The sequence below is a fragment of the Pseudomonas danubii genome (assembly GCF_042980055.1).
Lineage (GTDB): Bacteria > Pseudomonadota > Gammaproteobacteria > Pseudomonadales > Pseudomonadaceae > Aquipseudomonas > Aquipseudomonas danubii.
In genome coordinates, this window is record NZ_CP116502.1 from 1105493 (window position 1) to 1132026 (window position 26534).

Annotated in this window: 21 protein-coding genes and 1 pseudogene; 11 read left to right on the forward strand and 11 right to left on the reverse strand. The window is 63.2% G+C overall.

Translation table 11 applies throughout. The features are described 5' to 3' along the window. Nucleotides 1-130: 130 nt before the first annotated feature. Together PFZ56_RS05245 and PFZ56_RS05250 are read left to right on the forward strand one after the other, a co-directional pair. A complete protein-coding gene (locus tag PFZ56_RS05245) occupies nt 131-1162 on the forward strand; it encodes a histone deacetylase family protein (RefSeq protein ID WP_170001406.1) in 1032 nt (343 codons plus the stop codon). 12 nt (nt 1163-1174) lie between these two features. Beyond that, nucleotides 1175-2275 carry a polyamine ABC transporter substrate-binding protein gene (locus PFZ56_RS05250; protein WP_102862356.1) on the forward strand — a complete coding sequence of 367 codons (1101 nt, stop codon included), beginning with the start codon at nt 1175-1177 and terminating at the stop codon, nt 2273-2275. A gap of 80 nt (nt 2276-2355) precedes the next feature. Here PFZ56_RS05250 and PFZ56_RS05255 read toward each other — a convergent pair whose 3' ends face one another. Together PFZ56_RS05255 and PFZ56_RS05260 are read right to left on the reverse strand one after the other, a co-directional pair. Further along, nucleotides 2356-3567: a YeeE/YedE family protein gene (locus PFZ56_RS05255; RefSeq protein ID WP_102881348.1), complete on the reverse strand. Its 1212-nt coding sequence runs from the start codon at nt 3565-3567 to the stop codon at nt 2356-2358. 40 nt (nt 3568-3607) lie between these two features. Beyond that, nucleotides 3608-5158 (reverse strand): PLP-dependent aminotransferase family protein, encoded by a 1551-nt coding sequence (locus tag PFZ56_RS05260; RefSeq protein WP_170001405.1) that lies wholly within the window; start codon nt 5156-5158, stop codon nt 3608-3610. A 102-nt stretch (nt 5159-5260) separates the two neighbouring features. Here PFZ56_RS05260 and PFZ56_RS05265 point away from each other — a divergent pair, with 102 nt between their 5' ends. Genes PFZ56_RS05265 through PFZ56_RS05275 form a run of 3 tightly spaced genes read left to right on the forward strand, consistent with a single transcriptional unit; the run spans nt 5261 to nt 7052 of the window. After that, complete coding sequence (locus PFZ56_RS05265) at nt 5261-5884, forward strand: FMN-binding negative transcriptional regulator (RefSeq protein WP_170001404.1); 624 nt, start codon at nt 5261-5263, stop codon at nt 5882-5884. Nucleotides 5885-5914: 30 nt separating this feature from the next. Continuing rightward, nucleotides 5915-6361 carry a GNAT family N-acetyltransferase gene (locus tag PFZ56_RS05270; protein WP_170001403.1) on the forward strand — a complete coding sequence of 149 codons (447 nt, stop codon included), beginning with the start codon at nt 5915-5917 and terminating at the stop codon, nt 6359-6361. Between the two features lie 19 nt (nt 6362-6380). Next, entirely contained in the window at nt 6381-7052 is a 672-nt protein-coding gene (locus PFZ56_RS05275) for a GNAT family N-acetyltransferase (RefSeq protein WP_102881352.1), read from the forward strand. A gap of 185 nt (nt 7053-7237) precedes the next feature. Here PFZ56_RS05275 and PFZ56_RS05280 read toward each other — a convergent pair whose 3' ends face one another. Beyond that, nucleotides 7238-8137 carry a homocysteine S-methyltransferase family protein gene (locus PFZ56_RS05280; RefSeq protein ID WP_170001401.1) on the reverse strand — a complete coding sequence of 300 codons (900 nt, stop codon included), beginning with the start codon at nt 8135-8137 and terminating at the stop codon, nt 7238-7240. A gap of 110 nt (nt 8138-8247) precedes the next feature. On the opposite strand from PFZ56_RS05280, the gene PFZ56_RS05285 reads away from it, so the two are divergent. Further along, nucleotides 8248-9069 (forward strand): ABC transporter substrate-binding protein, encoded by an 822-nt coding sequence (locus PFZ56_RS05285; RefSeq protein WP_102881355.1) that lies wholly within the window; start codon nt 8248-8250, stop codon nt 9067-9069. Then, on the forward strand, nt 9066-9902 hold the full coding sequence (locus PFZ56_RS05290; RefSeq protein WP_102862364.1) for an amino acid ABC transporter permease: 837 nt from the start codon (nt 9066-9068) through the stop codon (nt 9900-9902). The genes PFZ56_RS05285 and PFZ56_RS05290 overlap by 4 nt, the downstream gene beginning before the upstream one ends. 87 nt (nt 9903-9989) lie before the next feature. On the opposite strand, the pseudogene PFZ56_RS05295 reads toward PFZ56_RS05290, so the two are convergent. The 4 genes and pseudogenes from PFZ56_RS05295 to PFZ56_RS05310 all read right to left on the reverse strand — a co-directional run. Beyond that, nucleotides 9990-10256, reverse strand: a pseudogene (locus PFZ56_RS05295) (helix-turn-helix domain-containing protein); the annotation flags it as partial. Further along, on the reverse strand, nt 10253-11527 hold the full coding sequence (locus PFZ56_RS05300) for a type II toxin-antitoxin system HipA family toxin (protein WP_170001430.1): 1275 nt from the start codon (nt 11525-11527) through the stop codon (nt 10253-10255). The pseudogene PFZ56_RS05295 and the gene PFZ56_RS05300, both read right to left, overlap by 4 nt. 270 nt (nt 11528-11797) lie before the next feature. After that, a complete protein-coding gene (gene oadA / locus PFZ56_RS05305) occupies nt 11798-13606 on the reverse strand; it encodes a sodium-extruding oxaloacetate decarboxylase subunit alpha (RefSeq protein ID WP_102862366.1) in 1809 nt (602 codons plus the stop codon). Nucleotides 13607-13617: 11 nt separating this feature from the next. Then, nucleotides 13618-15033, reverse strand: a complete 1416-nt coding sequence (locus PFZ56_RS05310; protein ID WP_025131542.1) for an acetyl-CoA carboxylase biotin carboxylase subunit — start codon at nt 15031-15033, stop codon at nt 13618-13620. A 189-nt stretch (nt 15034-15222) separates the two neighbouring features. Here PFZ56_RS05310 and PFZ56_RS05315 point away from each other — a divergent pair, with 189 nt between their 5' ends. After that, a complete protein-coding gene (locus tag PFZ56_RS05315) occupies nt 15223-16185 on the forward strand; it encodes a LysR family transcriptional regulator (RefSeq protein ID WP_123723652.1) in 963 nt (320 codons plus the stop codon). On the opposite strand, the gene PFZ56_RS05320 is transcribed toward PFZ56_RS05315, so the two are convergent. From PFZ56_RS05320 to PFZ56_RS05330, 3 genes are all read right to left on the reverse strand, one after another. Next, the gene (locus PFZ56_RS05320) at nt 16127-16339 is read right to left on the reverse strand and encodes a PA3496 family putative envelope integrity protein (protein ID WP_262379252.1); all 213 of its coding nucleotides are present in this window, start codon (nt 16337-16339) and stop codon (nt 16127-16129) included. The two genes, PFZ56_RS05315 and PFZ56_RS05320, sit on opposite strands and share 59 nt — an antisense overlap. A gap of 105 nt (nt 16340-16444) precedes the next feature. Then, on the reverse strand, nt 16445-17311 hold the full coding sequence (gene hexR, locus PFZ56_RS05325; RefSeq protein WP_011064325.1) for a transcriptional regulator HexR: 867 nt from the start codon (nt 17309-17311) through the stop codon (nt 16445-16447). Nucleotides 17312-17478: 167 nt separating this feature from the next. After that, nucleotides 17479-20343 carry an EAL domain-containing protein gene (locus tag PFZ56_RS05330; RefSeq protein WP_102881358.1) on the reverse strand — a complete coding sequence of 955 codons (2865 nt, stop codon included), beginning with the start codon at nt 20341-20343 and terminating at the stop codon, nt 17479-17481. Nucleotides 20344-20589: 246 nt separating this feature from the next. On the opposite strand from PFZ56_RS05330, the gene uvrD reads away from it, so the two are divergent. The 3 genes from uvrD (at nt 20590) to PFZ56_RS05345 (ending at nt 24515) form a co-directional block, all read left to right on the forward strand. Continuing rightward, a complete protein-coding gene (gene uvrD, locus PFZ56_RS05335; protein ID WP_170001400.1) occupies nt 20590-22773 on the forward strand; it encodes a DNA helicase II in 2184 nt (727 codons plus the stop codon). 322 nt (nt 22774-23095) lie between these two features. Further along, nucleotides 23096-23971, forward strand: coding sequence for a Tim44 domain-containing protein (locus tag PFZ56_RS05340; RefSeq protein ID WP_102881360.1), 876 nt, complete (start codon nt 23096-23098; stop codon nt 23969-23971). A gap of 136 nt (nt 23972-24107) precedes the next feature. Beyond that, complete coding sequence (locus PFZ56_RS05345; protein WP_102862372.1) at nt 24108-24515, forward strand: SMI1/KNR4 family protein; 408 nt, start codon at nt 24108-24110, stop codon at nt 24513-24515. A 51-nt stretch (nt 24516-24566) separates the two neighbouring features. Here the strand turns inward: PFZ56_RS05345 and PFZ56_RS05350 are convergent, their stop codons facing one another. Continuing rightward, nucleotides 24567-26330, reverse strand: a complete 1764-nt coding sequence (locus tag PFZ56_RS05350; protein ID WP_102862373.1) for a cation:proton antiporter — start codon at nt 26328-26330, stop codon at nt 24567-24569. Between the last annotated feature and the right edge of the window lie 204 nt (nt 26331-26534).

Below are 26534 nucleotides of genomic sequence, written 5' to 3' on the forward strand. Positions count from 1 at the left end.
TCTTTAAGGGGCGAATTTCGGTCAAACACTTTGGCCAGATTGATCCCCTTTTGGCCGCTCCTGCCGTTCTCCGAAACCCCGCGCCCCGCAAGACTGTGATCCACCGAATCAGCCTGCGGAGAACAAGAAAATGCTGACGATCTACTCGGACGATCACCACCTGCACCACGGCCGTTGTGAACTTATCGACGGGCAATTGATGCCCTGCTTTGAAATGCCTTCCCGGGCCGACCATGTGCTGGACCGGGTGAAGTACCGCAACCTTGGCCCGGTAGAGGCGCCCAAGGACTTCGGCCTGGGGCCCATCGAACGCGTCCACAGCCGGGCCTACCTGGACTTCTTCAAAGGCGCCTGGGAGCGCTGGGCGGCACAGGGCATCGACGGCGACCTGCTGCCCTACACCTGGCCGGCGCGCACCCTGCGCAGCGTGATTCCCACCAGCCTCCATGGCCAGCTCGGCTACTACAGCTTCGACGGCGGCGCGCCGATCACCGCCGGCACCTGGCAGGCGGCCTACAGCGCAGCGCAAGTGGCCCTCACCGCCCAGGCGGTGATCCAGCGCGGCGCCCGCAGTGCCTTTGCCCTGTGCCGGCCACCAGGACACCACGCCGCCAGCGACCTGATGGGCGGCTACTGCTACCTGAACAACGCGGCCATCGCCGCCCAGGCCTTCCTCGACCAGGGCCACAAGAAAGTCGCGATCCTCGATGTCGACTACCACCACGGCAACGGCACCCAGTCGATCTTCTACGCGCGCAGCGACGTGCTCTTCACCTCGATCCACGGCCACCCGGAAGCCGAGTTCCCGTTCTTCCTGGGCTATGCCGACGAAAGCGGCGAAGGCGCCGGGGAAGGTTTCAACTTCAACTACCCGCTGGCCGCCGGTAGCGGCTGGGATGAGTGGAGCGCAGCCCTGGAGCAGGCCTGCAACCAGATCCACAGCTATGACGCCGACATCATCGTGGTGTCCCTGGGCGTGGACACCTTCAAGGACGACCCGATCTCGCAATTCAAACTCGACAGCCCGGATTACCTGGCCATGGGCAAGCGCATCGCCGCCCTCGGCAAGCCGACGCTGTTCGTCATGGAAGGCGGTTACGCGGTAGAGGAAATCGGCATCAACGCCGTGAACGTTCTCGAAGGTTTTCAAAGCGCCCAGTGAGGGACTCGCATCATGCAAAGACTCAAACGCTTAATGGTTCCAGCCCTGTGCGCCAGCCTGCTGGGCACCGCCGCCCACGCCGAAGAACGCACGCTGCGGGTGTACAACTGGTTCGACTACATCACCCCCAAGGCCCTGGAAGATTTCAAGGCGCAGAACAGCCAGGTGAAGCTGGTCTACGACATCTTCGACACCAACGAAGCCCTGGAAGCCAAGCTGCTGACCGGCAACTCCGGCTATGACGTGGTGGTGCCGTCCAACGTGTTCCTGGCCAAGCAGATCGAGGCCGGGGTGTTCCAGCCCCTGGACCGCAGCAAGCTGCCCAACTGGAACCACCTGGACCCCAAGCTGATGAAGCTGATCGAGGCCAACGACCCGGGCAACCAGTTCGCCGTGCCCTACATGTACGGCACCATCCTGATCGGCTTCAACCCGGACAAGGTCAAGGCCGCCCTGGGCGACAAGGCGCCGGTGGACAGTTGGGACCTGATCTTCAAGGAAGAGAACATCAGCAAACTCAAGCAGTGCGGCGTGGCCCTGCTGGATTCGCCTTCGGAAATCCTGCCCCTGGCCCTGCAGCACCTGGGCCTGGACCCCAACAGCAAGAAGCCGGCGGACTACGAGAAGGCTGAGGCGCTGCTGATGAAGATCCGGCCGTACATCACCTACTTCCACTCGTCCAAGTACATGGCCGACATCGCCAATGGCGATATCTGCGTGGCGGTGGGCTACTCGGGGAGCTTCTCCCAGGCCGCCAACCGCGCCAAGGAAGCCAAGAACGGCGTGACCGTGGACATGCGTCTGCCCAAGGAAGGCGCGCCGATCTGGTTCGACATGCTGGCGGTCCCTAAAGGCGCCAAGAACCCGGAAGATGCCTACACCTTCATCAACTACCTGCTGCAACCTCAGGTGATCGCCCCGGTCAGCGACTTTGTCGGTTACCCGAACCCGAACAAGGACGCTACCGGACTGGTGGACCCTTCGATCCGCAACAACCCCAACCTGTATCCGACGGAAGCGGCGATGAGCACCCTGTACACGCTGCAACCGCTGCCCCGTGATGCAGAGCGGGCGCGGACCCGGGCCTGGACCAAGATCAAGTCCGGGACCTGATCCGGCGGACGATGGGCGCGCGGTCAGTGATAGACCGCGCTGTCTGCTGCGCCGGCAAGCCGGCTCCTGCACCGCGGCGTTTAGCAGCCCGTGAGGCCTTGGGGCGTGCGCTCTTCGGCGAAGAACCAGGGGCGCAGGCGTACGCCGACGCCGTTGCCGATAAAGGCCGCCACCAGCCACAGCCAGCCATGCAGGCTGCCGGAGGCGATGCCGCTGAAGTAGGCGCCGATGTTGCAGCCATAGGCCAGGCGCGAACCGTAGCCCAGCAGCAGCCCGCCAATCACCGCCGCCACCAGGGAACGGGTGGGGATTCTCAGGTTGGGGGCAAAACGTCCCGCCAGTCCTGCTGCCAGCAAGGCCCCCAGGACGATGCCGATGTCCATGACGCTGGTGATGTCCTGCCACACCGGGGCGGCCAGGGCCTTGGCGTTTGCCGCACCCTGCCAGAACACCCAACTGCCCACGTCTACGCCCAAGCCACTGGCGACTTTCGCGCCCCACAGGGCAAAGGCCGAGGTGATGCCCCATGGGCGCCCGGCCAGGGCCAGGGTGGCGAAGTTGAGCAAGGCCAGGGCCACCGCGCCCCAGACCAGCGGCCAGGGACCGCGCAACAGTCGGCGCCAGCCCTGGTGCTGGCTGGCGACCGGGGCTTCAAGGCTGCCGTAGCGGCGTTTTTCCAGGGTCTGGGTGAGCAAGGCGATCAGCGCGAACAGGCACAGGCTCAAGCCCAGGGCCGGGCCGACGCCGAAGCTCTGGACGATGGAGATCGGTGGCAGCGACGGCAAGGCAAACCACCAGTCCACATGATGGGTGGCAATCAGCGAGCCGCAGATGAAGAACGCCAGGGTCACCAGCATCCGCGCATTGCCGCCGCCGACGGTGAACAGGGTGCCCGAGGCGCAACCGCCCCCCAGTTGCATGCCGATGCCGAAAATGAAGGCACCGAAGATCACCGACACCCCGGCCGGCGCCACCAGCCCCACCACCGGCTGGCCGAACAGGCTGCCCGCCCCCAGCGCCGGGAAGAACAGCAACACCGCCAGGGCCAGCATGACCATCTGCGCCCGCAGGCCGGCACCACGCCGATCACGGATAAACACCCGCCAGGCCGAGGTGAAACCGAAGGCAGCGTGGTACAGGGTGAGCCCCAGGGCGGCACCCAGCAGCAACAGCAGCACCTGTCGCGCACCCACCTGGGTCTGCAGGAACAGGGCGCCGGCCACCAGTAGCAGCAAGGCGAACAGGGGGGCGCCGAACATGCGTTGCGGGGCCACGGGGAGGGTCTGGCTCATGAGGCTTCTCGGGCAGGGAAATGGCCGCGAGTATAACCCGTCAGACCCGCCAGGCCTGGCGCAGGCGGCCCAGGGCTGCCTGGATATCGGCCTCAGGCACCGCGGCGAAGCCCAGCACCAGCCCAGCCCGTTGGTCCTCGGGCAACAGGGTTTCCGGTAACCAATAAGTGCTCAAGCCGTTAACCTCGACATCGACGCTGGCCGCCTGCTCCAGCAGTTGCTGCTCCCGGGCCAGGCTGTCCACGCGCACTGTCAGGTGCAACCCGGCGGCCACCGTGGGCTGCGGTCCGACGCCCGGGATCGCCTCGGGCCAGCCGGCGAGCAAGGTATTGCGCCGGCTCAGGGCGGCCCGGCGCATGCGCCGGATATGCCGCTGGAAATGCCCGGCGGCCATGAACTCGGCCATCACCGCCTGGGTGCTGACCTCGGAGTGGCGCACGTCCACCGCCCGGCGCTGGGCGAAGGCCTGCACCAGATTCGGCGGCAGCACCAGGTAACCCAGGCGCAAGGCCGGGAACGCCACCTTGCCGAAGGTGCCGACGTAGATCACCCGGCCATGCCGGTCCAGCGCCGCCAGGGGGGCCAGGGGCGCGCCGCTGTAGCGGTACTCGCCGTCGTAGTCGTCCTCGACGATCCAGCCGCCGCTGCGCTCGGCCCAGGCCAGCAGCTCCAGGCGCCGGGCCAGGCTCATGATCACCCCGGTGGGGTACTGGTGGGACGGGGTGACATAGGCCAGGCGGCAGTTGGGCAACTGCTCCAACTGACGGCAGTCGATGCCCTCCTGATCCACCGCCACGCCCTGCAACTGTGCCCCGGCTACGGCGAAGGCGTGACCGGCCGCCCGATAGCCGGGGTTTTCCACAGCCACGCTGTCGCCGGGCTCCACCAGCAGCTGTGCACAAAGGCTGATGCCCTGTTGCGCGCCACTGGTGATCACAATTTGTTCAGCGCTGCATTGCAGCCCACGGGCACTGCGCAAGTAGGCGGCGATCAGGCTGCGCAGTCGCGAATCGCCAGCGGAATCGCCGTAGCACAGCTGACGCAGGTCCGGCCTGCGCCAGAAAGCCGCATTCAGCTTGGCCCAGACCTCGAACGGGAACAGATCGAAAGCCGGCACGCCGACCCGAAAAGCCCGCGGCGGGCCACTGGGTGGCGTGCTCAGATGATGCTTTTGCAGGCGCTGCACACCACTGCTGTGGATAACTTTACTGGATGCATCACCAGTTATTTCGGTCGATTTTGTGGATAAACCTGTGGGTAAGCCTGTTGACAACCCTGTGGATACTTTTGTGGATAGTTTTTTGATGGGTAAGCGGGTTTCTGGCAATTGGGCCACGTAGGTGCCATCGCCGACCCGGCCTTCGATAAAACCCTCGGCATACAGCTGGTCATAGGCGCGCACCACGCTGTTGCGGGAAATCCCCAATGCCGCCGCCAGATCACGGCTGGCCGGCAGGCGCGTGCCGCTGGCCAGGCGCCCGTCCAGCACCCGCAGGCGCAGGGCCTGGTACAGCTGGCGGCTGAGGCCCTGGCGGCGATCCAGCTCGATCCCGGCAGGGTTGAAAGACAGCGGAGGCAAAGCACTGTTCATCGAGGCGCCCCAGGGATTGGACCCACAAAATAGACCAAAGATGGCTCTTACAACGAACCATTAGCCTGCCTAGGATGCAGCCACTCGCCAAGGATTTTTTCCATGTACCTACCGCGCGCTTTCGTCGATGAAGACCTCCCCCGCCTGCAGGGCGTGATCCAACACAGCCGTCTGGCGACCCTGGTGACCTGGGGCGCCCTGGGCCTGCAGGCTAGCCACGTGCCACTGCTGCTGGACCCCGAACAGGGGGCCAATGGCACCCTCTACGGACACTTGGCCAAGGCCAACCCACAGTGCGCCGAGCTCGCCAGTGGCGCCGAAGCGTTGCTGATCTTCATGGGCGAGGACGCCTATATCAGCCCTTCGTTCTATCCGAGCAAGGCCGAACACGGCAAAGTGGTGCCCACCTGGAACTACGTGGCGGTGCACGCCTATGGCCAGCCGGAGGTCTTCACCGACCCGCAGCGGCTGCTGCAGGTGGTCGAGGGCCTGACCGAGCGTTACGAGGCCGGTCGCCCGCAGCCGTGGAAGGTGGCCGATGCCCCGGCCGACTACATCGACGGCATGCTCAAAGCGATTGTCGGTTTCGCCCTGCCGATCCAGCGCCTGGAGGGCAAGCGCAAGCTCAGCCAGAACCGCAATGCCGAAGATATTGCCGGGGTCCGCGACGGTCTGGCGGCCAGCGCCGACCCGCGTGACCAACACCTGTCGCAACTGATGGGCTGAGTGCCCGCCCAGAACAATAAAGGAGCTTTCATGAGCCAGATCCAGATCCGCCCGGTTACCACCGCCGACCACGCCGCCTGGCTGCCGTTGTGGCAGGCCTACCTGCGCTTCTACGAAACCGAACTGCCGGACGCCGTGACCCAGAGCACCTGGCAGCGCTTCCTCGATGCTCGCGAACCGACCCACGCGGCCCTGGCCTGGGACGGCGAGCGCGCCGTGGGCCTGGTGCATTTCATCTACCACCGCTCCAACTGGAGCATCGAGAATTCCTGCTACCTGCAAGACCTGCTGGTGACCCCGGACCAGCGCGGCACCGGCGTCGGCCGGCAGCTGATCGAGTTCGTCTACGCCCAGGCGAAACAGGACGGCTGCGCCAAGGTGCATTGGCTGACCCACGAAACCAATGCCACGGCCATCCAGCTCTACGAGCGCATCGCCGAGCGCCCGGGCTTTATCCAGTTCCGCAAACCCCTCTGAACCCGCAAGGAGCCACTGCATGTCGATTTCTCTCGCCGATTGGAAAGGCGTCCCCGCCCCTTCGGCCACCCTGCTTGAAGGGCGTTTCATCCGTTTGGAAAGGCTCGACCCGGTGCGCCATGGCGATGAGCTGTTCCAGGTGCTGCAAGGCCCCGGCGCCGACCCCGTGCTGTGGAACTACCTGCCTTATGGCCCCTTCCCCGAGCGTGCGGCATTCGATGCCTGGCTCGGTAACCACGCCCTTGCCAGTGACCCGTATTTCTTCACCGTGATCGACCGCGCCAGTGGCCAGGCCCAGGGCCTGATCAGCCTGATGTCCATCGTCCCGGCCCAGGGCCGCATCGAGATCGGCCACGTCACTTTCGGCGCACCGATGCAGCGCTCACCCAAGAGCACCGAGGCGGTGTACCTGCTGGCCAAGGAAGCTTTCGCCCTGGGCTACCGGCGCCTGGAATGGAAGTGCAACAACGCCAACGCCCGCTCGCGCTATGCCGCCGAGCGTTTGGGTTTCAGCTTCGAGGGGGTGTTTCGCCAGCACATGGTGGCCAAGGGGCAGAACCGCGATACCGCGTGGTTCTCGATCCTGGACGGGGAATGGCCGGTGATTGCCAAAGGGTTCGAACAATGGCTCAGCGATGAGAACCAGAGCGGTGCGGGGCAGCTCAAGTCGCTGGCGGAGTGTCGCGGGTAACCGTGGTTTTCGCCGGCAAGCCGGCGCCTACAAGGGAGCGGTGAACCCGGCCTGGCAGAAGACCTGTAGCCGCTGCCGCAGGCTGCGACCGGGCTGGGCGGCACTCCGACGCAGCGGGCGCCGCCGTTGAAGGCCTCGGAAGGTCCTGCGGACCTTGGCGCAGCCTGCGGCAGCGGCTACAGGGGTCAGCCCAGCTTCTGCGCCAGCACCGCAATATGCTCCGGCCCAATGCCGCAGCAACCGCCGACATGGCTGGCACCGCGCTGGTGCCAGTCCGCCACCCATTGCAGATAACCCGACGGGTCCAGGTCTTCCCGCAGGGGGCACAGGCCGTCGTTGGCGGTGGCATCCTCGGGCTGCGGCGGGAAGGCATTGGCGTACACGCCGATATGGATCTGCACCCCCAGGCGCTCGAAGGTCTCGCGAGCGGCATCCACCGCCGCACCAATCACTTCCGGCTGGCTGCAGTTGAACAGCAGGGTCTGCACGCCCAACTGCGCCGCCACCGCCGCCGCTTCAGCCACCGGCTCGCCGGAACGCAGGCGCGGCACTTCATCGACCTCTTCGTCCTTGAGGGTGAAGGACAGCCAGAACGGCTTGCCGTCCTTGGGCAGTCCGGCGTGGATGGCCCGCGCCTCGGCGATCGAGCTTTGGGTTTCTGCGAGCCACAGGTCCACGAAAGGCGCCAGCCCTTTAACCAGTGGGCTCAGCACTTCCTCGACCCGGGACGCATCGAACAGGTCCGGGCGATAGGAACCGAACAGCGGCGGCAACGAACCCGCCACCCGCACCGGCTTGCCGGAGGCCTCTACTGCGCGGCGCGCCAGCTCACCGGCCAGGGCCGCCAGGGCCTGGCCTTCGGCGGCAAAACGCTCTTCACCGATGTGGAAAGGCACCACGGCGTAGCTGTTGCTGGTGATCACGTTGGAACCGCTGGCGATATAGGCCGCATGCACCGCCTCCACCGCCTGGGGGTCCTCGCTCAACGCCAGGGCCGACCACTCGGGCTGCCGGAACGGCGCACCACGGCGCTGCAACTCACGACCCATACCGCCATCCAGAATTACCGTGCTACCTGCGCCCATATGCTTTTTACTCATATGCTTATGAAAATAACTCACTACCGGAGTCGTTCTTATAACTATTAAATACGCACCATTCGGTTAATAACAACTCTTTTTCAGTCAGGATTCCGATGAATTTCAAACCGCTGCTGGCCCTCGGCCTGACCCTGCTTACCGCCTCTTCCCAAGCCTTCGCCGGCGCCACCCTGGAGCGTATCGAGCAGAAAAAGGAGCTGGTCGGAGTGCTGATGGAAAGCTACCCGCCCTTCTCGTTCCTCAATGACCAGAACCAGCTGGACGGCTTCGACGTCGACGTGGCCAAGGCCGTGGCCGACAAGCTCGGCGTCAAGCTGCGCCTGGAAACCCCGTCCTGGGATGTGATCGCCGCGGGACGCTGGAGCGGACGCTACGACATCTGCATCTGCTCCATGACCCCGAGCAAGGCCCGCGCCGAAGTCTTCGACTTCCCGGTGCAGTACTACGCCTCGCCGGCGGTGATTGTGGTCAATGCCAAGGATGATCGTATCCACAGCGCCAAGGACCTGAGCGACAAGAAGGTCGGCCTGACCGCCGCCTCCAGCTACGAGAGCTACCTGAACAAGAACCTGGTGATCGAAGGCGCCGAGGACACCCACCTGCAATACCCCTTCGAGAACGTACAGATCGCCCCCTACGACACCGACAACGTGGCCTTCCAGGACCTCGGCCTGGGCCCGGGCGTGCGCCTGGATGCGATCCTCACCAACCTGGTCACCGCGCAACCGCGGCTGACCCAGGATGCGCGCTTCAAGCTGGCCGGCGAGGCCTTGTACGCCGAGCCCAACTCGGTGGCCATCGAGAAAGGCGATGCGCAGTGGAACGCCAAGGTGCGTGAAGTCTTCGCCCAGCTGAAGCAGGACGGCACCCTGAGCAAGCTGTCGCAGAAATGGATCGGCGCCGATATCAGCCAATGACTGCCTACACGCCACCGCCTCAGCCACCGCAACCGGTGGCTGAACCGCTGCTCAAGCGTCTGCTGGGCTTTCGCACTCGTCTGTACCTGACCTGGGCGGCGCTGCTGGTGCTGTTCGCCAGCTTCTTCCTGAGCTTCGATCTGAAGTTCTCGATCATCCTCGACAAGCTGCCGAACCTGCTGGGCCTGCACCTGTCCCCCAGCGGCTTTCTCCAGGGCGCGGCGCTGACCCTGTTCCTCTGCGCCTGCTCCATCGTCGCTTCGTCGCTGCTGGGCTTTGTCACCGCCCTGGCGCGCCTGTCGTCCAGCGCCGTGGCCTTCGGCATCGCCAGCTTCTATGCCTCGTTCTTTCGCGGCACGCCGTTGCTGATCCAGATCCTGCTGATCTACCTCGGCCTGCCGCAACTGGGGGTGGTGCCGGGCGCCATTACCGCCGGGATCATCGCCCTGTCGCTGAACTACGGCGCCTACCTCAGCGAGATTTTCCGTGCCGGCATCCTTGGCGTGCCTCACGGCCAACGCCAGGCTGCCCTGGCCCTGGGCATGAGCGACAGCGTGATCTTCTGGCAGGTGACCCTGCCCCAGGCCATGCGCACCATCATTCCGCCGGCCACCAACCAGTTCATCTCGATGCTCAAGGACTCGTCGTTGATCTCGGTGATGGGGGTCTGGGAAGTGATGTTCCTGGCCCAGTCCTACGGCCGCTCCAGCTACCGCTACATTGAAATGCTCAGCACCGCGGCGCTGATCTACTGGCTGCTGTCCATCGGCCTGGAACTGATCCAGGCACGGATGGAAAAGCATTACGGCAAGGGCTACGCCAAACGCGGCTAAGGCTCAGGCAAGCGTCGAAGGCCCGGGAATACCCGGGCTTCTTGCCGAGCGCTCAAGTTCATCGAGCAGCGAACGGGCGCGGCTGGTCTTCTGCACCTTCACCACCCCCATCTGCAAGCCGAACGGCTTGAACACCGCATTCAATGACTTGAGGGTCGGGTTGCCGTCACCGTGTTCGATATGGATCAGGGTGCGCAGGGAAATCCGGCACATACGGGCAAACTGGCTCTGATGCAGCCCCGTGACTTCAGTGCGCAGGCGCTTGACCGCGTCGCCAAGCGACAAGCGACCGCCCGCCAGCTCCTGCTGGATGTGGTCGATCAAGGCCCCGCGTTCTTCCAGCGTCATGCTCATCGCAATCCCCACTCCTGCAGGCGTCGGTCCAGGTGGCGCAGGTGAATGCGCGGATGATTGAAGGTGGCTTCGGGCAGGCCGCCGGCACTCAACAGGTCCGGCAGGGCCCGCAGGTGTTCCGCATCTGCGCGCAGGCGCGTCAGGGCGACCTCGGGATCGAGCAGCGGCTTGAGGCTGGCACACACCAGGCGCCAGTCGACGTCGCCGGCTACTTCCATGCGTCCGGGCCATTTGGTGGTGCGGGCAATCCCCTGGTCATCCATGACCTTGGGCGCCAGGTCATGGATCGGGGCCAGGCGCACCTCTGTAGCCGTGCGAACCACCGCAAGCGTGCGGCCATGATTGTCGGTGTTGCCGAGGATCCTGTTGAGCAGATCGCGCCGCAGGTAGTCCGCCACCAGTTCGGGGATCAACGCCTCCTGGCCGGTGGCGCGCCACAGTTCGGCGAGGATCCCCAGCACTTCGGTATGGCGCATGCCTTGGCCATGGCCCACCAGCCCGGCCAGGGAGTAGATCGACTCCACCGCCAGACGCTCGACTCCGGCGGGCGTTAGCCGACGGTCAAAACGCTGCATCCACAGGCTTGGCCGCCGACCCTCTTCCAGCGCCAGCCCAGGCGCCGGGAACGTCTCGATACCCAGCTGCTGCAGCGCCCGGTAGTAATGGAACTCGCTTCTGAGGATGTCGCAGGCATTCGGCGAAGCCGGGTTACGGGGGAACTTCACCCACCAGTGACGCGCTGCACAAGCGTCATCGAGCAACGCGTCGGGGAACAACAAGCCCTCGCGGTTTTCTGTCAGCAACAGCTTGGGCGCTTCGTCGCCGATGCTCGCCGTGCCACCAAAGGCCGCCGCCTGCTCATGGGCGTATTCAAGAAAACGGTTATCCAGGGTCACCACCTGTTCCCGCGTGAAGCCCAGGGCCGGACGCCTGTGCAACCCCGCCAGGGACTCCTTGATCCGCAGATGGCCAATGGGCGCCGCAGTGCTTCGGGCCAGGAGGAACAACTCGCTGCCCATGCCATCGGGTCGCTCATGGCCGATCTGTCGGAGCAAAAAGCTGCGTGCCGCCGGCGTTGCGATCAGGTCATAAAGAAAGGCCGGCGCCCGGTCTTCTCGCCAGGGCTCCCACCCCAAAGGAATCTGTGCACTGACCGAACGGCCCAACGGGCTGGCAACAGCGTCCAGGTTGTCCACCAGATACTGCGGGACATAACCAAAGCTGCAAGGGCTGGCAAAGCCCTCTTCAGGGTTGTCGAAACTCAGGGTCATGGCATCGGCCCACGCCCCTGCGCCGTAGAGCTGCAACGTCAGCCGGAGCATTGGGGTACCTGTCATTTGCTGCACTTCAAGAGACGCTCCGCTTCAATCATAAGTGCATTATATTGCAGTTCTTCCAAGCCAATATGCCTATAAGTGCATCAAAATGCACTTCAATAAAATATTCCTCCCATAAAATGTATTAAAAGACACTTCAGAAAAGCAAAAAAAAGGGGAGCCGTAGCTCCCCCGAGGTAAACCGTTGCAGATGAGGGCCTGAATTCAGCCCTCGATTTCGATGAGGATTTCGCCCGGGTTGACCCGGTCGCCCTTGGCCACGTGGATCGCCACGACCTTGCCGGCGACGGCCGCCTGGACTTCGGTTTCCATCTTCATGGCTTCGGTGATCAGCACCGCCTGACCTTCCTTGACCACGTCACCTTCCTTGACCAGCACATCGACGATGTTGCCCGGCATGGTGGTGCTGACATGGCCCGGGGCGCTGGCCTGTTTGCGCTTGCTGGTACCGCCGCCGACGAACTCGTTGAGTGGCTCGAACACCACTTCTTCCGGCATGCCATCGATGGACAGGTAGAAGTGGCGCTTGCCTTCGGCCTTGACCCCGACGCCAGTGATGTCGACGCGGTAGGTTTCGCCGTGGACGTCGATGACGAACTCGGTAGGCACGCCTTCACCGCCCGGCTTGCTGACGCCACCGGCTTCGGGGATCGGCAGCAACGCTTCCGGAACCAGGGTGCCGGCCTCACGCTCTTCGAGGAACTTGCGTCCGATGTCCGGGAACATGGCGTAGGTCAGTACGTCTTCTTCGGAATGGGCCAGGGCACCGATTTCGCCGCGCAGCTTGGTCATTTCCGGTTTCAGCAGGTCGGCCGGACGCACATCGATCACATCCTCGCTGCCGATGGCCTGGCGCCGCAGGTTTTCGTCCACCTGACCCGGGGCCTTGCCGTAGCCGCCTTGCAGGTAGAGCTTCACTTCGTTGGTGATGGTCTTGTAGCGCTCGCCGGCCAGGACGTTGAAGAACGCCTGGGTGCCGACGATCTGCGAGGTCGGGGTCACCAGCGGCGGGTAGCCCAGGTCGTGACGCACCCGCGGGATCTCCGCCAGCACTTCGCCCATGCGGTTCAACGCGCCCTGCTCTTTCAACTGGTTGGCCAGGTTGGAAATCATCCCGCCCGGCACCTGGTTGACTTGCACCCGGGTGTCGACCGCGGTGAATTCGCTTTCGAACTGGTGGTACTTCTTGCGCACGGCGTAGAAGTACAGGCCGATCTCTTGCAGCAGCTCCAGGTCCAGGCCGGTGTCGAACTCGCTGCCTTTAAGGGCCGCAACCATCGACTCGGTGCCCGGGTGACTGGTGCCCCAGGCGAAGCTGGAGATGGCGGTGTCGATATGGTCGGCGCCGTTCTCGATGGCCTTGAGCTGGCACATGGCAGCCAGGCCGGCGGTGTCGTGGGAGTGGATGAACACCGGCAGCGAAAGCTCGGCCTTCAGCGCCTTGACCAGCTCGCCGGTGGCATAAGGGGTCAGCAGGCCGGCCATGTCCTTGATGGCGATGGAGTCGCAGCCCATCGCTTCCATCTGCTTGGCCTGGGCCACGAAGGCCTCGATGGTGTGCACCGGGCTGGTGGTGTAGGCAATGGTGCCCTGGGCGTGCTTGCCGGCGGCTTTCACCGCTTCGATCGCCACCCGCAGGTTACGTACGTCGTTCATCGCGTCGAAGATGCGGAACACGTCGATGCCATTGACCGCGGCCTTGGCCACGAAGGCTTTGACCACGTCATCGCTGTAGTGGCGATAGCCCAGCAGGTTCTGCCCGCGCAGGAGCATTTGCAGGCGAGTGTTGGGCAGCGCCGCGCGCAGTTGGCGCAGGCGCTCCCAGGGGTCTTCCTTGAGGAAGCGCACGCAGGCGTCGAAGGTCGCGCCGCCCCAGACTTCCAGGGACCAGTAGCCGACTTTGTCGAGCTTGTCGCAGATCGGCAGCATGTCTTCGGTGCGCATGCGGGTCGCCAGCAGCGATTGGTGGGCGTCGCGCAGGATGGTGTCGGTTACATGAATCTTCTTGGACATTGTTTTATTCCTCACAGGCCTGCGTGGGCGGCGATGGCGGCGGCGATGGCCAGGGCCAGCTCTTCGGGTTTGCGCTTGATCGAGTAGTTGGTCAGTTCCGGATGGCTTTCAACGAAGCTGGTATTGAACTGACCGCTACGGAATTCCGGGTTACGCAGGATTTCCTGGTAGTAGGCGGCGGTGGTCTTGACCCCTTGCAGACGCATGTCGTCCAGGGCGCGCAGGCCACGGTCCATCGCCTCTTCCCAGGTCAGGGCCCAGACCACCAGCTTCAGGCACATGGAGTCGTAGAACGGCGGAATGGTGTAGCCGGTGTAGATCGCCGTGTCGGTGCGCACGCCGGGACCGCCGGGGGCGTAGTAACGGGTGATCTTGCCGAAGCTGGGGAGGAAGTTGTTCTTCGGGTCCTCGGCGTTGATCCGGAACTGCAGGGCGAAACCACGGTGGTGGATGTCTTCCTGCTTCACCGACAGTGGCAGGCCCGAGGCGATGCGGATCTGCTCGCGGACGATGTCGATGCCGGTGATTTCCTCGGTGATGGTGTGTTCCACCTGCACCCGGGTGTTCATCTCCATGAAGTACACCTCGCCCTCGGCGAGCAGGAACTCCACGGTGCCGGCGTTCTCGTAGCCCACGGCTTTGGCCGCGCGCACCGACAGATCGCCGATGTAGGCGCGCTGTTCCGGGGTCAGTTGCGGGCTCGGGGCGATCTCGATGAGCTTCTGGTTGCGGCGCTGGATCGAGCAGTCGCGCTCGAACAGGTGCACCACGTTGCCAAAGCTGTCGCCGAGGATCTGCGCTTCGATGTGCTTGGGATTGACGATGCACTTTTCCAGGAACACTTCCGCCGAACCGAAAGCCTTGGTGGCTTCGGAAATCACTCGGGGGAAGGCCTGCTCCAGCTCTTCACGGCTGTTGCAGCGACGAATGCCGCGGCCGCCACCACCGGAGGTGGCCTTGAGCATCACCGGGTAGCCGATGCGGTCGCCTTCAGTCAGGGCTTCGTGGATATCCGCGACGTTGCCTTCGGTGCCTGGGGTCACCGGCACACCGGCCTTGATCATGCTGCGACGGGCTTCAGTCTTGTCGCCCATGCGGCGGATGACTTCCGCCGACGGGCCAATGAATTTGATTCCACGTTCGGCGCAGATGTCCGCCAGTTCGGCGTTTTCCGAAAGGAAACCATAGCCGGGATGCAAGGCATCACAGCCGGTTTCCACCGCCAGGTTCACCAGTTTGCGGGGGTTCAGGTAGCCGGCCAGCGGCTCGGCGCCAATGCTGTGGGCCTCATCCGCACGCTTTACATGCAGGGCATGGCGATCAGCGTCGGAGAAGATCGCTACCGAACGGATGCCCATCTCGGCGCAGGCACGCACGATTCGTACGGCGATCTCACCACGGTTGGCGATCAGGATCTTTTTTATCACTTGGAGGTTCCCTTGAGCCGTTGGAACAAACGACCCGCTAGACCGAGTCGGCGCGTGACCAAATGTTTCAAGTCAGTCGCCGCGTCACACTAGCTCTGCAGAGGGATTAACAAAAATCAATAATTATTGGGTTGGGCATAAGTAAAGACTTATAGTTGTGCTACCAGCCCTTGGCGCGAGCACTGAAAAATGCGTAAGTCCTTGATGAGACTGACATTACGTCAGTTGCAGATTTTCAATGAAGTCTGCGATCTACGCTCCTACAGCCGCGCCGCCGATGAAATGAATCTCACCCAGCCCGCGGTCAGCCTGCAGATCCGTCAGCTGGAGGAGCTGATCGGCCAGCCACTGTTCGATTACGTCGGCAAGAAGCTCTACATGACCGAAGCCGCCGAGGCCCTGCAACGGGCCAGCCGGGACATCTTCGGGCGCCTGGAAAACCTCGACATGCAGCTCTCGGACATGCAGGGCTCGCTGCAGGGCCAGCTCAAGCTGGCGGTGGAATCCAGCGCCAAGTACTTCGTCCCGCACCTGTTCGCCGCCTTCAAGCGCCAGCATCCGGAAGTGCACTTGCAACTGACCGTGGTCAACCGCGCCCAGGTAATCCGCCGCCTCTCGGACAACCGTGATGACCTGGTGATCATGTCCATGGTGCCCCAGGACATGGAGCTGGAGTTCCTGCCGTTCCTCAATAACCCCATCGTCGCCGTGGCGCCGCCGGATCACCCCCTGAGCCACATGGGTCCGCTGCGCCTGCAGGACCTGGAGCCCTACACCCTGGTGCTGCGGGAACAGGGCTCGGGCACGCGCCTGGCCTGCGAGGAGTACTTCAAGGAGAAGCGCGTGCACTTCACCCAGATCCTCGAAGTGTCGTCGGCGGAAGCTCAGCGTGAATGTGTGCGGGCGGGTCTGGGCGTGGCCTTGCTGACGCGCCACGCCCTGAACCTTGAGTTGGCGACCGGCGGCTTGATCGAGTTGCCGGTCGAAGAGCTGCCATTGCTTCGCAGCTGGTGCCTGGTGCAGGCCAAAGCCAAACGCCTGTCACCGGTAGCGCATGCGTTCCTGGGATTCATCCGCAGCGAACGCGTGCAGATCAGCGGGCTGGTTGAACGCTTCGACGGGAAGCCGCGGGTGCCGCCTGCCAGTAATTGACGGCCTCAAGCTCGGGGTAATCGTTGATTTGCTGCTGCAACTGACGCAGCTCGAAGCGGTGTTCGATCGCACGACGAAATTCCATGCGGCGCTGGTCTTCCTGCTGACGACGGGTCTTGACTGCGCTGTTGCTGTCTTCGTAAGGCCGGGCCATTTCGAGTCTCCCAATGCGAGTACGGGAGCTTCACGATGGACGTCGGCGGTTACGGTTTGGCGGCGGGTCGGTTACAGGACGATGAACATTCGCCCCTCTCCAGACTCAATCGTCCAGGGCTTTGACCGACTTGGGCGACAGACGCAGGCTGCGCAGACTGCGCTTGACGCTCTTGAGGTGGTTCACCAGGCTCGGCCCGCGAGCCATGGCCACGCCCATGGCCAGCACGTCGATCACCACCAGGTGGGCGATACGCGAGGTCAGCGGGGTATAGATCTCGGTGTCTTCGTGCACATCGATGGCCAGGTTGACCGTGGACAGCTCGGCCAACGGCGTCTGGCTCGGGCACAGGGTGATCAGCGAGGCGCCGCTTTCACGCACAAGATTGGCGGTGATCAGCAGGTCTTTGGAGCGCCCGGACTGGGAAATACAGATGGCCACGTCGGTAGGCTTCAAGGTCACCGCCGACATCGCCTGCATGTGTGGGTCGGAATAGGCCGCCGCAGTCAGCAGCAGGCGGAAGAACTTGTGCTGGGCATCCGCCGCCACCGCGCCCGACGCGCCAAAGCCGTAGAACTCCACACGCTGGGCCTGGGACATGGCGGTCACCGCCTGCTGCAGGGCCACCGGATCGAGCTTCTCGCGAACCTCCATCAGGGTGTGCAGGGTGGTGTCGAAGATCTTCAGGCTGTAGTCAGCGACAGAATCGTCTTCATGGATCGCGAACTGGCCAAAGCTGGCACCGGCGGCGAGGCTCTGAGCCAACTTGAGCTTCAGGTCCTGAAAACCGGAGCAACCGATGGCCCGGCAGAAACGCACGATGGTCGGTTCGCTGATGCCCACGCTGTGGGCCAGGTCCGCCATGGAACTGTGCATCACGGCCGCAGGATCAAGGAGCACGTGATCGGCGACCTTGAGTTCCGATTTGCGTAACAAATGACGTGACTGGGCGATGTGCTGCAACAGGTTCAAAGGGCTGGACTCATTGTTATTGGCTGACGCCGGGGATGTAGCAAGCTTGTAGTTATACTACAGGAATCGTCTTTTTGCCTGTTCAATGCATCATCAATTTGCCGGCCTGCCCCCCATTTTCAGCCGGGTACGACTTATGTAGCCGTTGTGGCTGGCGTCGCCGCCCACTAGCCAGACTGGGCCTGCAACAGCTGCGCGAGCGCTTCGGCATTCACCGGACGACTGATCAGGTAGCCCTGCACTTCATCGCAGTGTTCGGCCCGCAGGAAGGTCAACTGCGCCGGGTCCTCGACCCCCTCGGCCACCACTTTCAGCGACAGCCCGTGCGCCATGGCAATGATTGCCCGGGTAATCGCCGCGTCCTCGCCACCTTCGGCAAGGCCACGGATAAAGGCCTGGTCGATCTTCACGTAGTCCACCGGAATGCGCTTGAGGTAGCTCAGGGACGAGTAGCCCGTGCCGAAGTCGTCAATGGCCAGCTTCACTCCCAGATCACGCAGTTGCTGGAAGGTCGCGATGATGTGCTCGACGCTGTCCAGGAGCTGGCTTTCAGTCAGTTCCAGTTCGAGGAAATGCGGCGCAAGGCCGGTTTCTTCCAATACCTGGCGCACCAGGCTCACCAGCTTGCCTTGGCGCAGTTGATACACCGACAGGTTGACCGACACCCGAATCGGCTCCAGCCCCTGGCGCTGCCAGTCGCAGGCTTGGCGGCAGGCCTGGCGCAACACAAATTCGCCGATGGGCCCGATCAGCCCGGTCTCTTCCGCCAGGCCGATGAAGTCCCCCGGCGGCACCCGGCCCATGGTCGGGTGATCCCAGCGCACCAGGGCTTCGGCAGCATTCAGCCGGCCCGTGGCCAAGCACAGCTTGGGTTGGTAGAACACCATCAACTGGCCTTCTTCGATGGCCTTGCGCAGCTGGTTCTCCAGTTGCAGACGCTCCAGGGTGCTGGCCTGCAGGCTCTCGGTGTAGAACTGGAAGTTGTTGCCGCCCAGGTGCTTGGCGTGGGCCATGGCCATGTTCGCCTGACTGACCAAAGCAGCAATCTCCCGGGCGCTGTCCGGCAGCATGCTGATGCCCATGGAGGCGCTGACCACCAATTCATGGCCATCGACGGTGATCGGCAGGCGCAGCTTGCTCAGCAGCCGGGTCGCCACCCGCGTCAGGCTCGACAGGCTGCCGTAGGCGTCGAACAACACAGCGAACTCATCCCCGGACAGCCGGGCGATGGTGTCGGCCTCCGGCAGGGCATTGACCAGTCGCCTGGACATCTTCTGCAGCAACTGGTCGGCCACTTCATGGCCGAGGCTGTCGTTGAGCAATTTGAAGCGATCCAGATTGATGTGCAGCAAGGCCAGGCTGCGGCCGCCCTGGCGTACCCGTTGGTGGGCCTCGCCCAGGCGCTCGCGAAACAGGGAACGGTTGGCCAGCCCGGTGAGTTCATCGTAGTGAGTGAGGTAGCGCATGCGCTCCTCGGACTCGCGCCGAGCCGAGAGATCGGCGAAGAAGCCCACGATGTGGCGGATTTTCCCTCGCTTATCCCGCACGACGTTCAATTGCAGCCATTGCGGATAGAGCTCGCCGTTCTTGCGGGTCTCCACCAGCTCGCCCTGCCAACTGCCGTGCTGCTCCAGGGCCTGATGAATCAACGGGTAATGCCGGCGGGCATCGCGGCTACAGGACAGTTCCACCACATTGCGCCCGAGCATGTCCTCGATCTGATAGCCCGTGACCTGGCTGAAGGCCTGATTGGCGGCGATCAGGGCGTACTCGGGGTCGAGGATGACGATGCCTTCACTGGCCGCCTCGAACACTGTCGCCGCCAGATTGCGCTGCACCTCCACTTCCTTGTCGGCGCTGATATCCCGCCGCGTGCCCACCATGCGCAACACCCTTCCACCAGGACTGCGCTCCACCGCCCTGCCCCGGTCCTCGATCCACACCCAATGGCCGTCGCCATGGCGCACCCGGTACTCCACCTGGTAATCCTCACTGCGGCCCTTGAGGTGCTCCACCAGGGCACGTTTGAGCAGCGGCAAATCCTCGGGGTGCAGGCGCGGCTTGAGATGGCTGAGCATCGCGGTGACGTCTTCGGGCTCCAGGCCAAACAGTTCCTTGATCTGGGTGTGATGGATTTCGTCGGTCTGCAGGTTCCAGTCCCAAAGTCCCAGCTCGCTGGCATTCAGGGCCAGGGCCAGGCGCGCCTCGCTCTTGCTCAGGGCCTGGTTGGCCTGGTCCAGTTCCAGGCTGCGCTGGGCCACCCGCTGCTCCAGTCCCGCCTGGGCTTCACGCAATTGTTCTTCGGCCCGTCGGCGCTGTTCGATCTCACGGGCCAGCTCGCGGTTGAGCTGGCTGCCGCGGCTCTGGGCATCCTGCAGATGCTCGATCAGCGCCTGATTCTGAAAGCGCCGCAACAGGCCTCGCTGAATCAGGCGGTTGACCTGCCAGGCCACCACGCTCAGGGATACCAGGAGAATCAACCCAAGCCAGCCCCAGCCGCGCTGCTGATCGTCTCCGCCCCAGAACAGATAGGCGATGGCCGGCAACAGGCAGGGCAATGTGAAGGAGAGAAAAGCCTGCAGGCTGACCGCGTAGGCCACGCTGGCGGAAAGAATCGCCGCGCCGATCAGGCCGAAAACCCAGGCCTGCTGCAAAAAGCTGTCGGTGGGCACCAGGGCGATGCCGGCGCAGGCCAGGGTCAGGCCACTGACCGCCGACCCCAGAAGAAACATGCGCTGCCAGATGGGCTGCGCCTGGCGACTGGGAATCGCCGAGTCGAACGCCGCCACCTGGATCACCCGCAAGGCCACCAGGGCCAGCAGCCAGACCATCCACACGCTGAGCAACAGATAGCGCGCCGGACTCCAGAGCAACCAGGTGCACACCAGACCGTTGAGCAGCATGAAAAGGGTCGGCAGCAGCGAGCCCTGATACAGCAGGCGCGTACGCTCCACTGCCATCTCGACGGCGTAATGCTGGCGGATGCCCCCCGGCGCCATGAAGGGCCCGGACGGGTCGGGGTTAAGTGTCATAGGCAGTATTCTTATAATGTAGAGCCCGAAACGTCGGCGGAGCATACACAAGCACAAGCTCGAGCCAAACTGCTCTGGATCATAAAATCGATAAAACAAATCCCTCCGTAATCCGCCGTGCAAGTGTGCGCGCGAGAGACACCAATGGCTGCGGCCTGTGACCAACCGGTCGTCCCCGGCCGTTGTTTTATCGGCTAATGCAATGCCGGGTTTGCCCGGGGTGACGCGGCCCCCTAGAATGCCCCGATGCGCGATGATCTCTCCCTCCTGTTGAACTCCCTCAACGATGCCCAACGCCAGGCCGTAGCTGCCTCCGTGGGTCGTCAGTTGGTCCTGGCCGGTGCTGGCTCCGGCAAAACCCGAGTGCTGGTGCACCGTATCGCCTGGTTGATCCAGGTCGAGAACGCCTCGCCCCACTCGATCCTGTCGGTGACCTTCACCAACAAGGCCGCCGCCGAGATGCGCCACCGCATCGAACAATTGCTGGGTATCAACCCGGCGGGCATGTGGGTCGGCACCTTCCACGGCCTGGCACACCGCCTGCTGCGAGCCCACTGGCAGGAAGCCGGCCTGAGCCAGACCTTCCAGATTCTCGACAGCGACGACCAGCAACGCCTGGTCAAGCGGGTGATCCGCGAGCTGGGCCTGGATGAGCAGCGCTGGCCGGCCCGTCAGGCCCAGTGGTTCATCAACGGACAGAAAGACGAAGGCCTGCGCCCGCAAAACATCCAGGCCAGCGGCGATCTTTTCCTGGCCACCATGCGCGGCATCTATGAGGCCTACGAGGCCGCCTGCCAGCGCGCCGGAGTCATCGACTTCTCCGAACTGCTGCTGCGCGCCCTGGACTTGTGGCGCGACCACCCGGGCCTGCTGGCGCACTACCAGAAGCGCTTCCGCCATGTGCTGGTGGACGAGTTCCAAGACACCAACGCCGTGCAATACGCCTGGCTGCGGCTACTGGCCCAGGGTGGCGACAGCCTGATGGTGGTGGGCGACGACGACCAGTCGATCTACGGCTGGCGTGGAGCGAAGATCGAGAACATCCATCAGTATTCCGCCGACTTCCCGGACACCGAAGTGATCCGCCTGGAGCAGAACTACCGCTCCACCGCCGGCATCCTCAAGGCTGCCAACGCCCTGATCGCCAACAACACCGGGCGCCTGGGCAAGGAGCTGTGGACCGATGGCGGCGACGGCGAAGCCATCAACCTGTACGCCGCCTTCAACGAGCACGATGAAGCCCGCTATGTCGTGGAAACCATCGAGAGCGCGCTGAAAACCGGCCTGGCCCGCAGCGACATCGCCATTCTCTACCGCTCCAACGCCCAGTCCCGGGTGCTGGAAGAAGCCCTGCTGCGCGAGCGCATTCCGTACCGCATCTATGGCGGTCAGCGCTTCTTCGAACGGGCCGAGATCAAGAACGCCATGGCTTACCTGCGCTTGCTGGAAGGCCGGGGCAACGACGCAGCCCTGGAACGGGTGATCAACGTTCCAGCCCGGGGCATCGGCGAAAAGACCGTCGAAGCCATCCGCGAGCACGCGCGCCACAGCGATGTGTCGATGTGGGAAGCCATGCGCCAACTGGTGGCCAATAAAGGCCTCACCGGTCGTGCGGCCGGCGCCCTCGGCGCCTTCATCGAGCTGATCGAGAACCTGGCGGCCAAGACCCAGGAAATGCCCCTGCACCTGATGACCCAGACGGTGATCGAGCAGTCGGGGCTGATCGCCTACCACGAAGCGGAAAAAGGCGAGAAAGGCCAGGCCCGGGTGGAAAACCTTGAGGAACTGGTGAGCGCCGCGCGCAACTTCGAGAACACCGAAGAAGACGAGGACCTGACGCCCCTGGCGGCCTTCCTCGGCCACGCGTCCCTGGAAGCCGGCGATACCCAGGCCGACGAGCACGAAGACAGCGTGCAACTGATGACCCTGCACAGCGCCAAGGGCCTGGAGTTCCCCTACGTGTTCCTGGTGGGCATGGAAGAAGGCCTGTTCCCCCACAAGATGAGCCTGGAGGAACCCGGCCGCCTTGAGGAAGAACGCCGCCTGGCCTACGTGGGCATTACCCGGGCCATGCAGAACCTGGTGATGACCTATGCAGAGACCCGTCGTCTATATGGCAGCGAAACCTACAACAAGGTGTCGCGCTTCGTACGCGAGGTGCCCAAGGGGCTGATCCAGGAAGTGCGCCTGTCCAACAGCGTCAGCCGGCCTTTCGGTGGCGGCCAGTCGCAAAGCACCAGCAGCCTGTTCGGCGGCAGCGAGATTCCGGACACCGGCCTGAGCCTGGGTCAGGCCGTGCGCCATTCGGTCTTCGGCGACGGAGTGATCCTCAACTTCGAAGGTGCCGGCGCCCAGGCCCGGGTCCAGGTCAACTTCAGTGAAGGCAGCAAATGGCTGATGCTCGGCTACGCCAAGCTGGAAGCCATCTAACCGCAGACGATCCGCAGGCGCTGGCTTGCCAGCGAATCTTGCTGGTGAAGAACTTCTTCGCCAGCAAGCCGGCTGCTACAGGTCAGCGCAGAAATCGCGCTGATAAGGGCTGGCGTGGTACTGCTGGCAATGCGTCGCTGTTCGGCTTGGGGATTGAACCTAAACCACGTCCTTACAGACAAAAAACCTAGCGGCGAGCATGATTGCGGACAGGGCTGAATCAAGCCTTTCAGGCAAAAGCCCGAAACATTATGCCGCTCGCCACTGACACTTGACCTGTGCAATATGGCGCGCGTGCCATCCACAAATGGGAACCCCCTTTATGAAACGTTTTCTTAGCATCGCCATGGCGCTGTGCATCGGCCTGACGATGAGCCTCGACGCCAACGCCAAGCGCTTCGGTGGCGGCAAAAGCGCCGGCGCTGCCCCGACCCACCAAACTCGCCAGGCGGCGCCAACCACTCCGGGCGCTCCTGCCGCTGCAGCCACCGCTGGCGCAGCCGGAGCTGCAGGTGCCGCGGCCAAGGCCGGTGGTGCTTCGCGCTGGCTCGGCCCTCTGGCCGGCATCGCAGCCGGTGGCCTGCTGGCCTCCATGTTCATGGGTGACGGCTTCCAGGGCATGCAGATCTTCGACATCCTGATCATGGCGGTCATCGCCTTTGTGATCTTCCGCTTTATCGCCGCTCGCCGTCGCAAGCAGCAGGAGCAGTTCGCTCCAGCGGGTCACGCACCGATGCAGCGTGAAGCTTTCGAGCCTCAGCAACCGGCTGGCGGTTCGATCTTCGGTGGCTCGGCAGCACCTGCCGCGCGTCCGGTGATCAACGCTCCGGCCTGGTTCAACGAAGAGCGCTTCATTGAAGCGGCGCGCAATCACTTCCAGTCCCTGCAGCAACACTGGGACGCCAACGAAATGGACAAGATTGCCGAGTTCGTCACCCCGCAGATGCTGCAGTTCCTGAAACAGGAACGTGCCGATCTGGGCGACAGCTTCCAGTCCACCTACATCGACAACCTGCAAGTGCAACTTGAAGGTGTGGATGACCGTGCCGACAAGACCATCGCCACCCTGACCTTCAGCGGTGTATCGAAGACCTCGCGCTTCGACCAGGGCGAAGTGTTCAGCGAAAGCTGGAACATGGAACGCGCCCAGGGCGACAACCAGCCATGGCTGGTGGCAGGTATCCGCCAGAACGGCTGATTCATTCTGCTGTCACAGCTGTAAGGCAAAACCCCGACTCAGGTCGGGGTTTTGCATTTCACGATTGCACTTATAGCGAGCTACTGTATAAACCGCCGTCAAACAACCGCGCCATAGAGCAAAGAGGACCCAGGCCGTGGAAGAAGTCATCGAACAACTCCGAGAAGCCAACGAACCGGTACCCGTCCCCCTGGAACTGCCGGACGAAGACCAACTGGTGGAAATTGAAGAACAGCTGTTCATCAATATCCCGTTCGTCTTCAAAGAGTTCCTGTTGACGGTCAGCGACGTGGTTTACGGCAGCCTGGAACCGGTCACCGTCACCGACCCGCAATCCCACACCTACCTGCCGGAAGTGGCCGCGACCGCCTGGGACCTGGGCGTGCCTCGTGAGCTGATCCCGATCTGCCAGGACGGCGACGACTACTACTGCGTCGAAGAAGACGGCACCGTGGTGCTGTGGTCCGGCGAAGAAGAGCTGATCACCGAAGAGTCCTGGGAATCGGTGTGGCACTGGGCGCGGGACGTCTGGCTGGAAAGCTGAGCCCCCGCCCTTGCAACCGGCTCGCCAGCGCCCTGCTGGCGAGCGGCAAGGTCAATGCCCACCGTTGTCCTTGCTGTGATCGAGGGTTTCGATCAGCGCCACCTGCATCCGCGTGTGCACGCGGATGAACCAGCGCCACAACACCGCGGCCACCACCGCCGCCACCACGGCAATCAGTACCAGCAACTCCAGGGTCGGCAGGATGCTCGACGACAGCGCCGCCAACAGCAGAAAGATCACCAGTAGCGACAGGATCGGAATCACCTCGGCGATCACCCGACGCACTCGCTGGGTATGACGCCCGGCCATTTCCGCCTTGACCCCCATCTCCGCCAGCAGCATCGACAGCGCCTTGAGCTTGCGGTAGGCGGCAATCAGGAATGGCAGGGACAGCAGCAACGCTGCGCCCCAGATCAGCGCCTTCTGCCAGCTAGGATCACTGACCCATTCCTCCAGATAAGTGCCGATGCGCTTGGCGAAATAGCCGCCGGAAAAGAAGATCGCCACCACCAGCGCCAGATTCACCCCCACTTGCAGCAGGATCTTGCGGATCATCGACGCCAGCAATGCGCCCTCCCCCTGAGGCTGGATACTGCGCAACCACTCCCCATACATGCCCAGCACCCGGCTCAGGCGTTGAGGCAGGACTCCAGCCAGCTTGTGCGACAAAGGATCGGCCGCACGAATCAGATAAGGCGTGAGCAAGGTGGTGATCGCCGACACGGCAACCGCGACCGGATAGAGAAAATCGCTGGTGACCTGCAGGGTCATGCCCAGGGCGGCGATGATGAACGAAAATTCGCCAATCTGTGACAGGCCCATCCCGACTCGCAACGAGGTCCGTCCATCGTTACCAGCGATAAAGGCGCCCATGCCGCAGGACAGCATCTTGCCCAGCACCACTGCCACGCTGATCACGGCGATGGGCCAGGCGTATTGCAGAAGGATCTGCGGGTCGATCATCAGACCGATGGCGACAAAGAAGATGGCACTGAACAGGTCACGAACCGGCTCGATCAGCCGTTCGATCTTCAGCAACTGACGGGACTCGGCCATGATCGCGCCGATCAGGAAGGCGCCCAGGACCATGCTGTACTCCAGCTTGACCACCAGCAGGCAGAAGCCGAAACACAGCCCCAGCACCGTGATCAGCAGCATCTCGTTGCTGTCGAACCTGGCCACGTAGGCCAAGAGGCGCGGCACCAGCAGAATGCCGATCACCAGCGCCACGATCATGAACAGCGAAAGCTTGCCGACGGTGGAGAACACATCGCCGGAACTCACGGTGCCACTGACCGCAATACTCGACAGCAAGGCGATGATGCCGATGCCGAGAATGTCTTCGACGATCAACACACCGAAGATCAGCTGGGCGAAGCGCTCGTTCTTCATCTTCAGGTCGTTGAGCGCCTTGACGATGATGGTGGTGGAGGAAATGGCCAGGATCGCCCCGAGGAACAGCGAATCCATGGTGCTCCAATCGAACCAGCGACCGATCTCGTAGCCGATCCAGATCATCAGGACGATTTCCAGGAACGCCGCGATAAATGCCGTGGCGCCCACCTTGAACAGCTTGCGCAGGCTGAATTCCAGCCCCAGGCAGAACATCAGGAAAATCACCCCAAGCTCGGCCAGGGTCTTGATGGTCTGTTCGTCGTGGATCAGGCCGAACGGCGGAGTGTGGGGACCGATGATGAAGCCAGCGACGATGTAGCCCAGCACCACCGGTTGCTTGAATCGATGAAAGAGAATGGTCACTACACCTGCGACCAGCATGATCACGGCCAGGTCCTGAATGAAGCTGATGGCATGCATGGACGGGGTTCTCCTTGAACGCTGGGCGGCGCAGATCGCCTAAAAAGAAAAATCTGATCAGTACAAAGAAATATCCAAAGAATTAGAGGAAAAAGCCCTGAAAAGGGTGTTTCGCAGGTTAACACCGGGACTTCTGGCAGAAAGGCGATGCAATATTAGGAAACAGATCCACCGGAGCGTGACGGCACGACGCGGCCCGGCGTC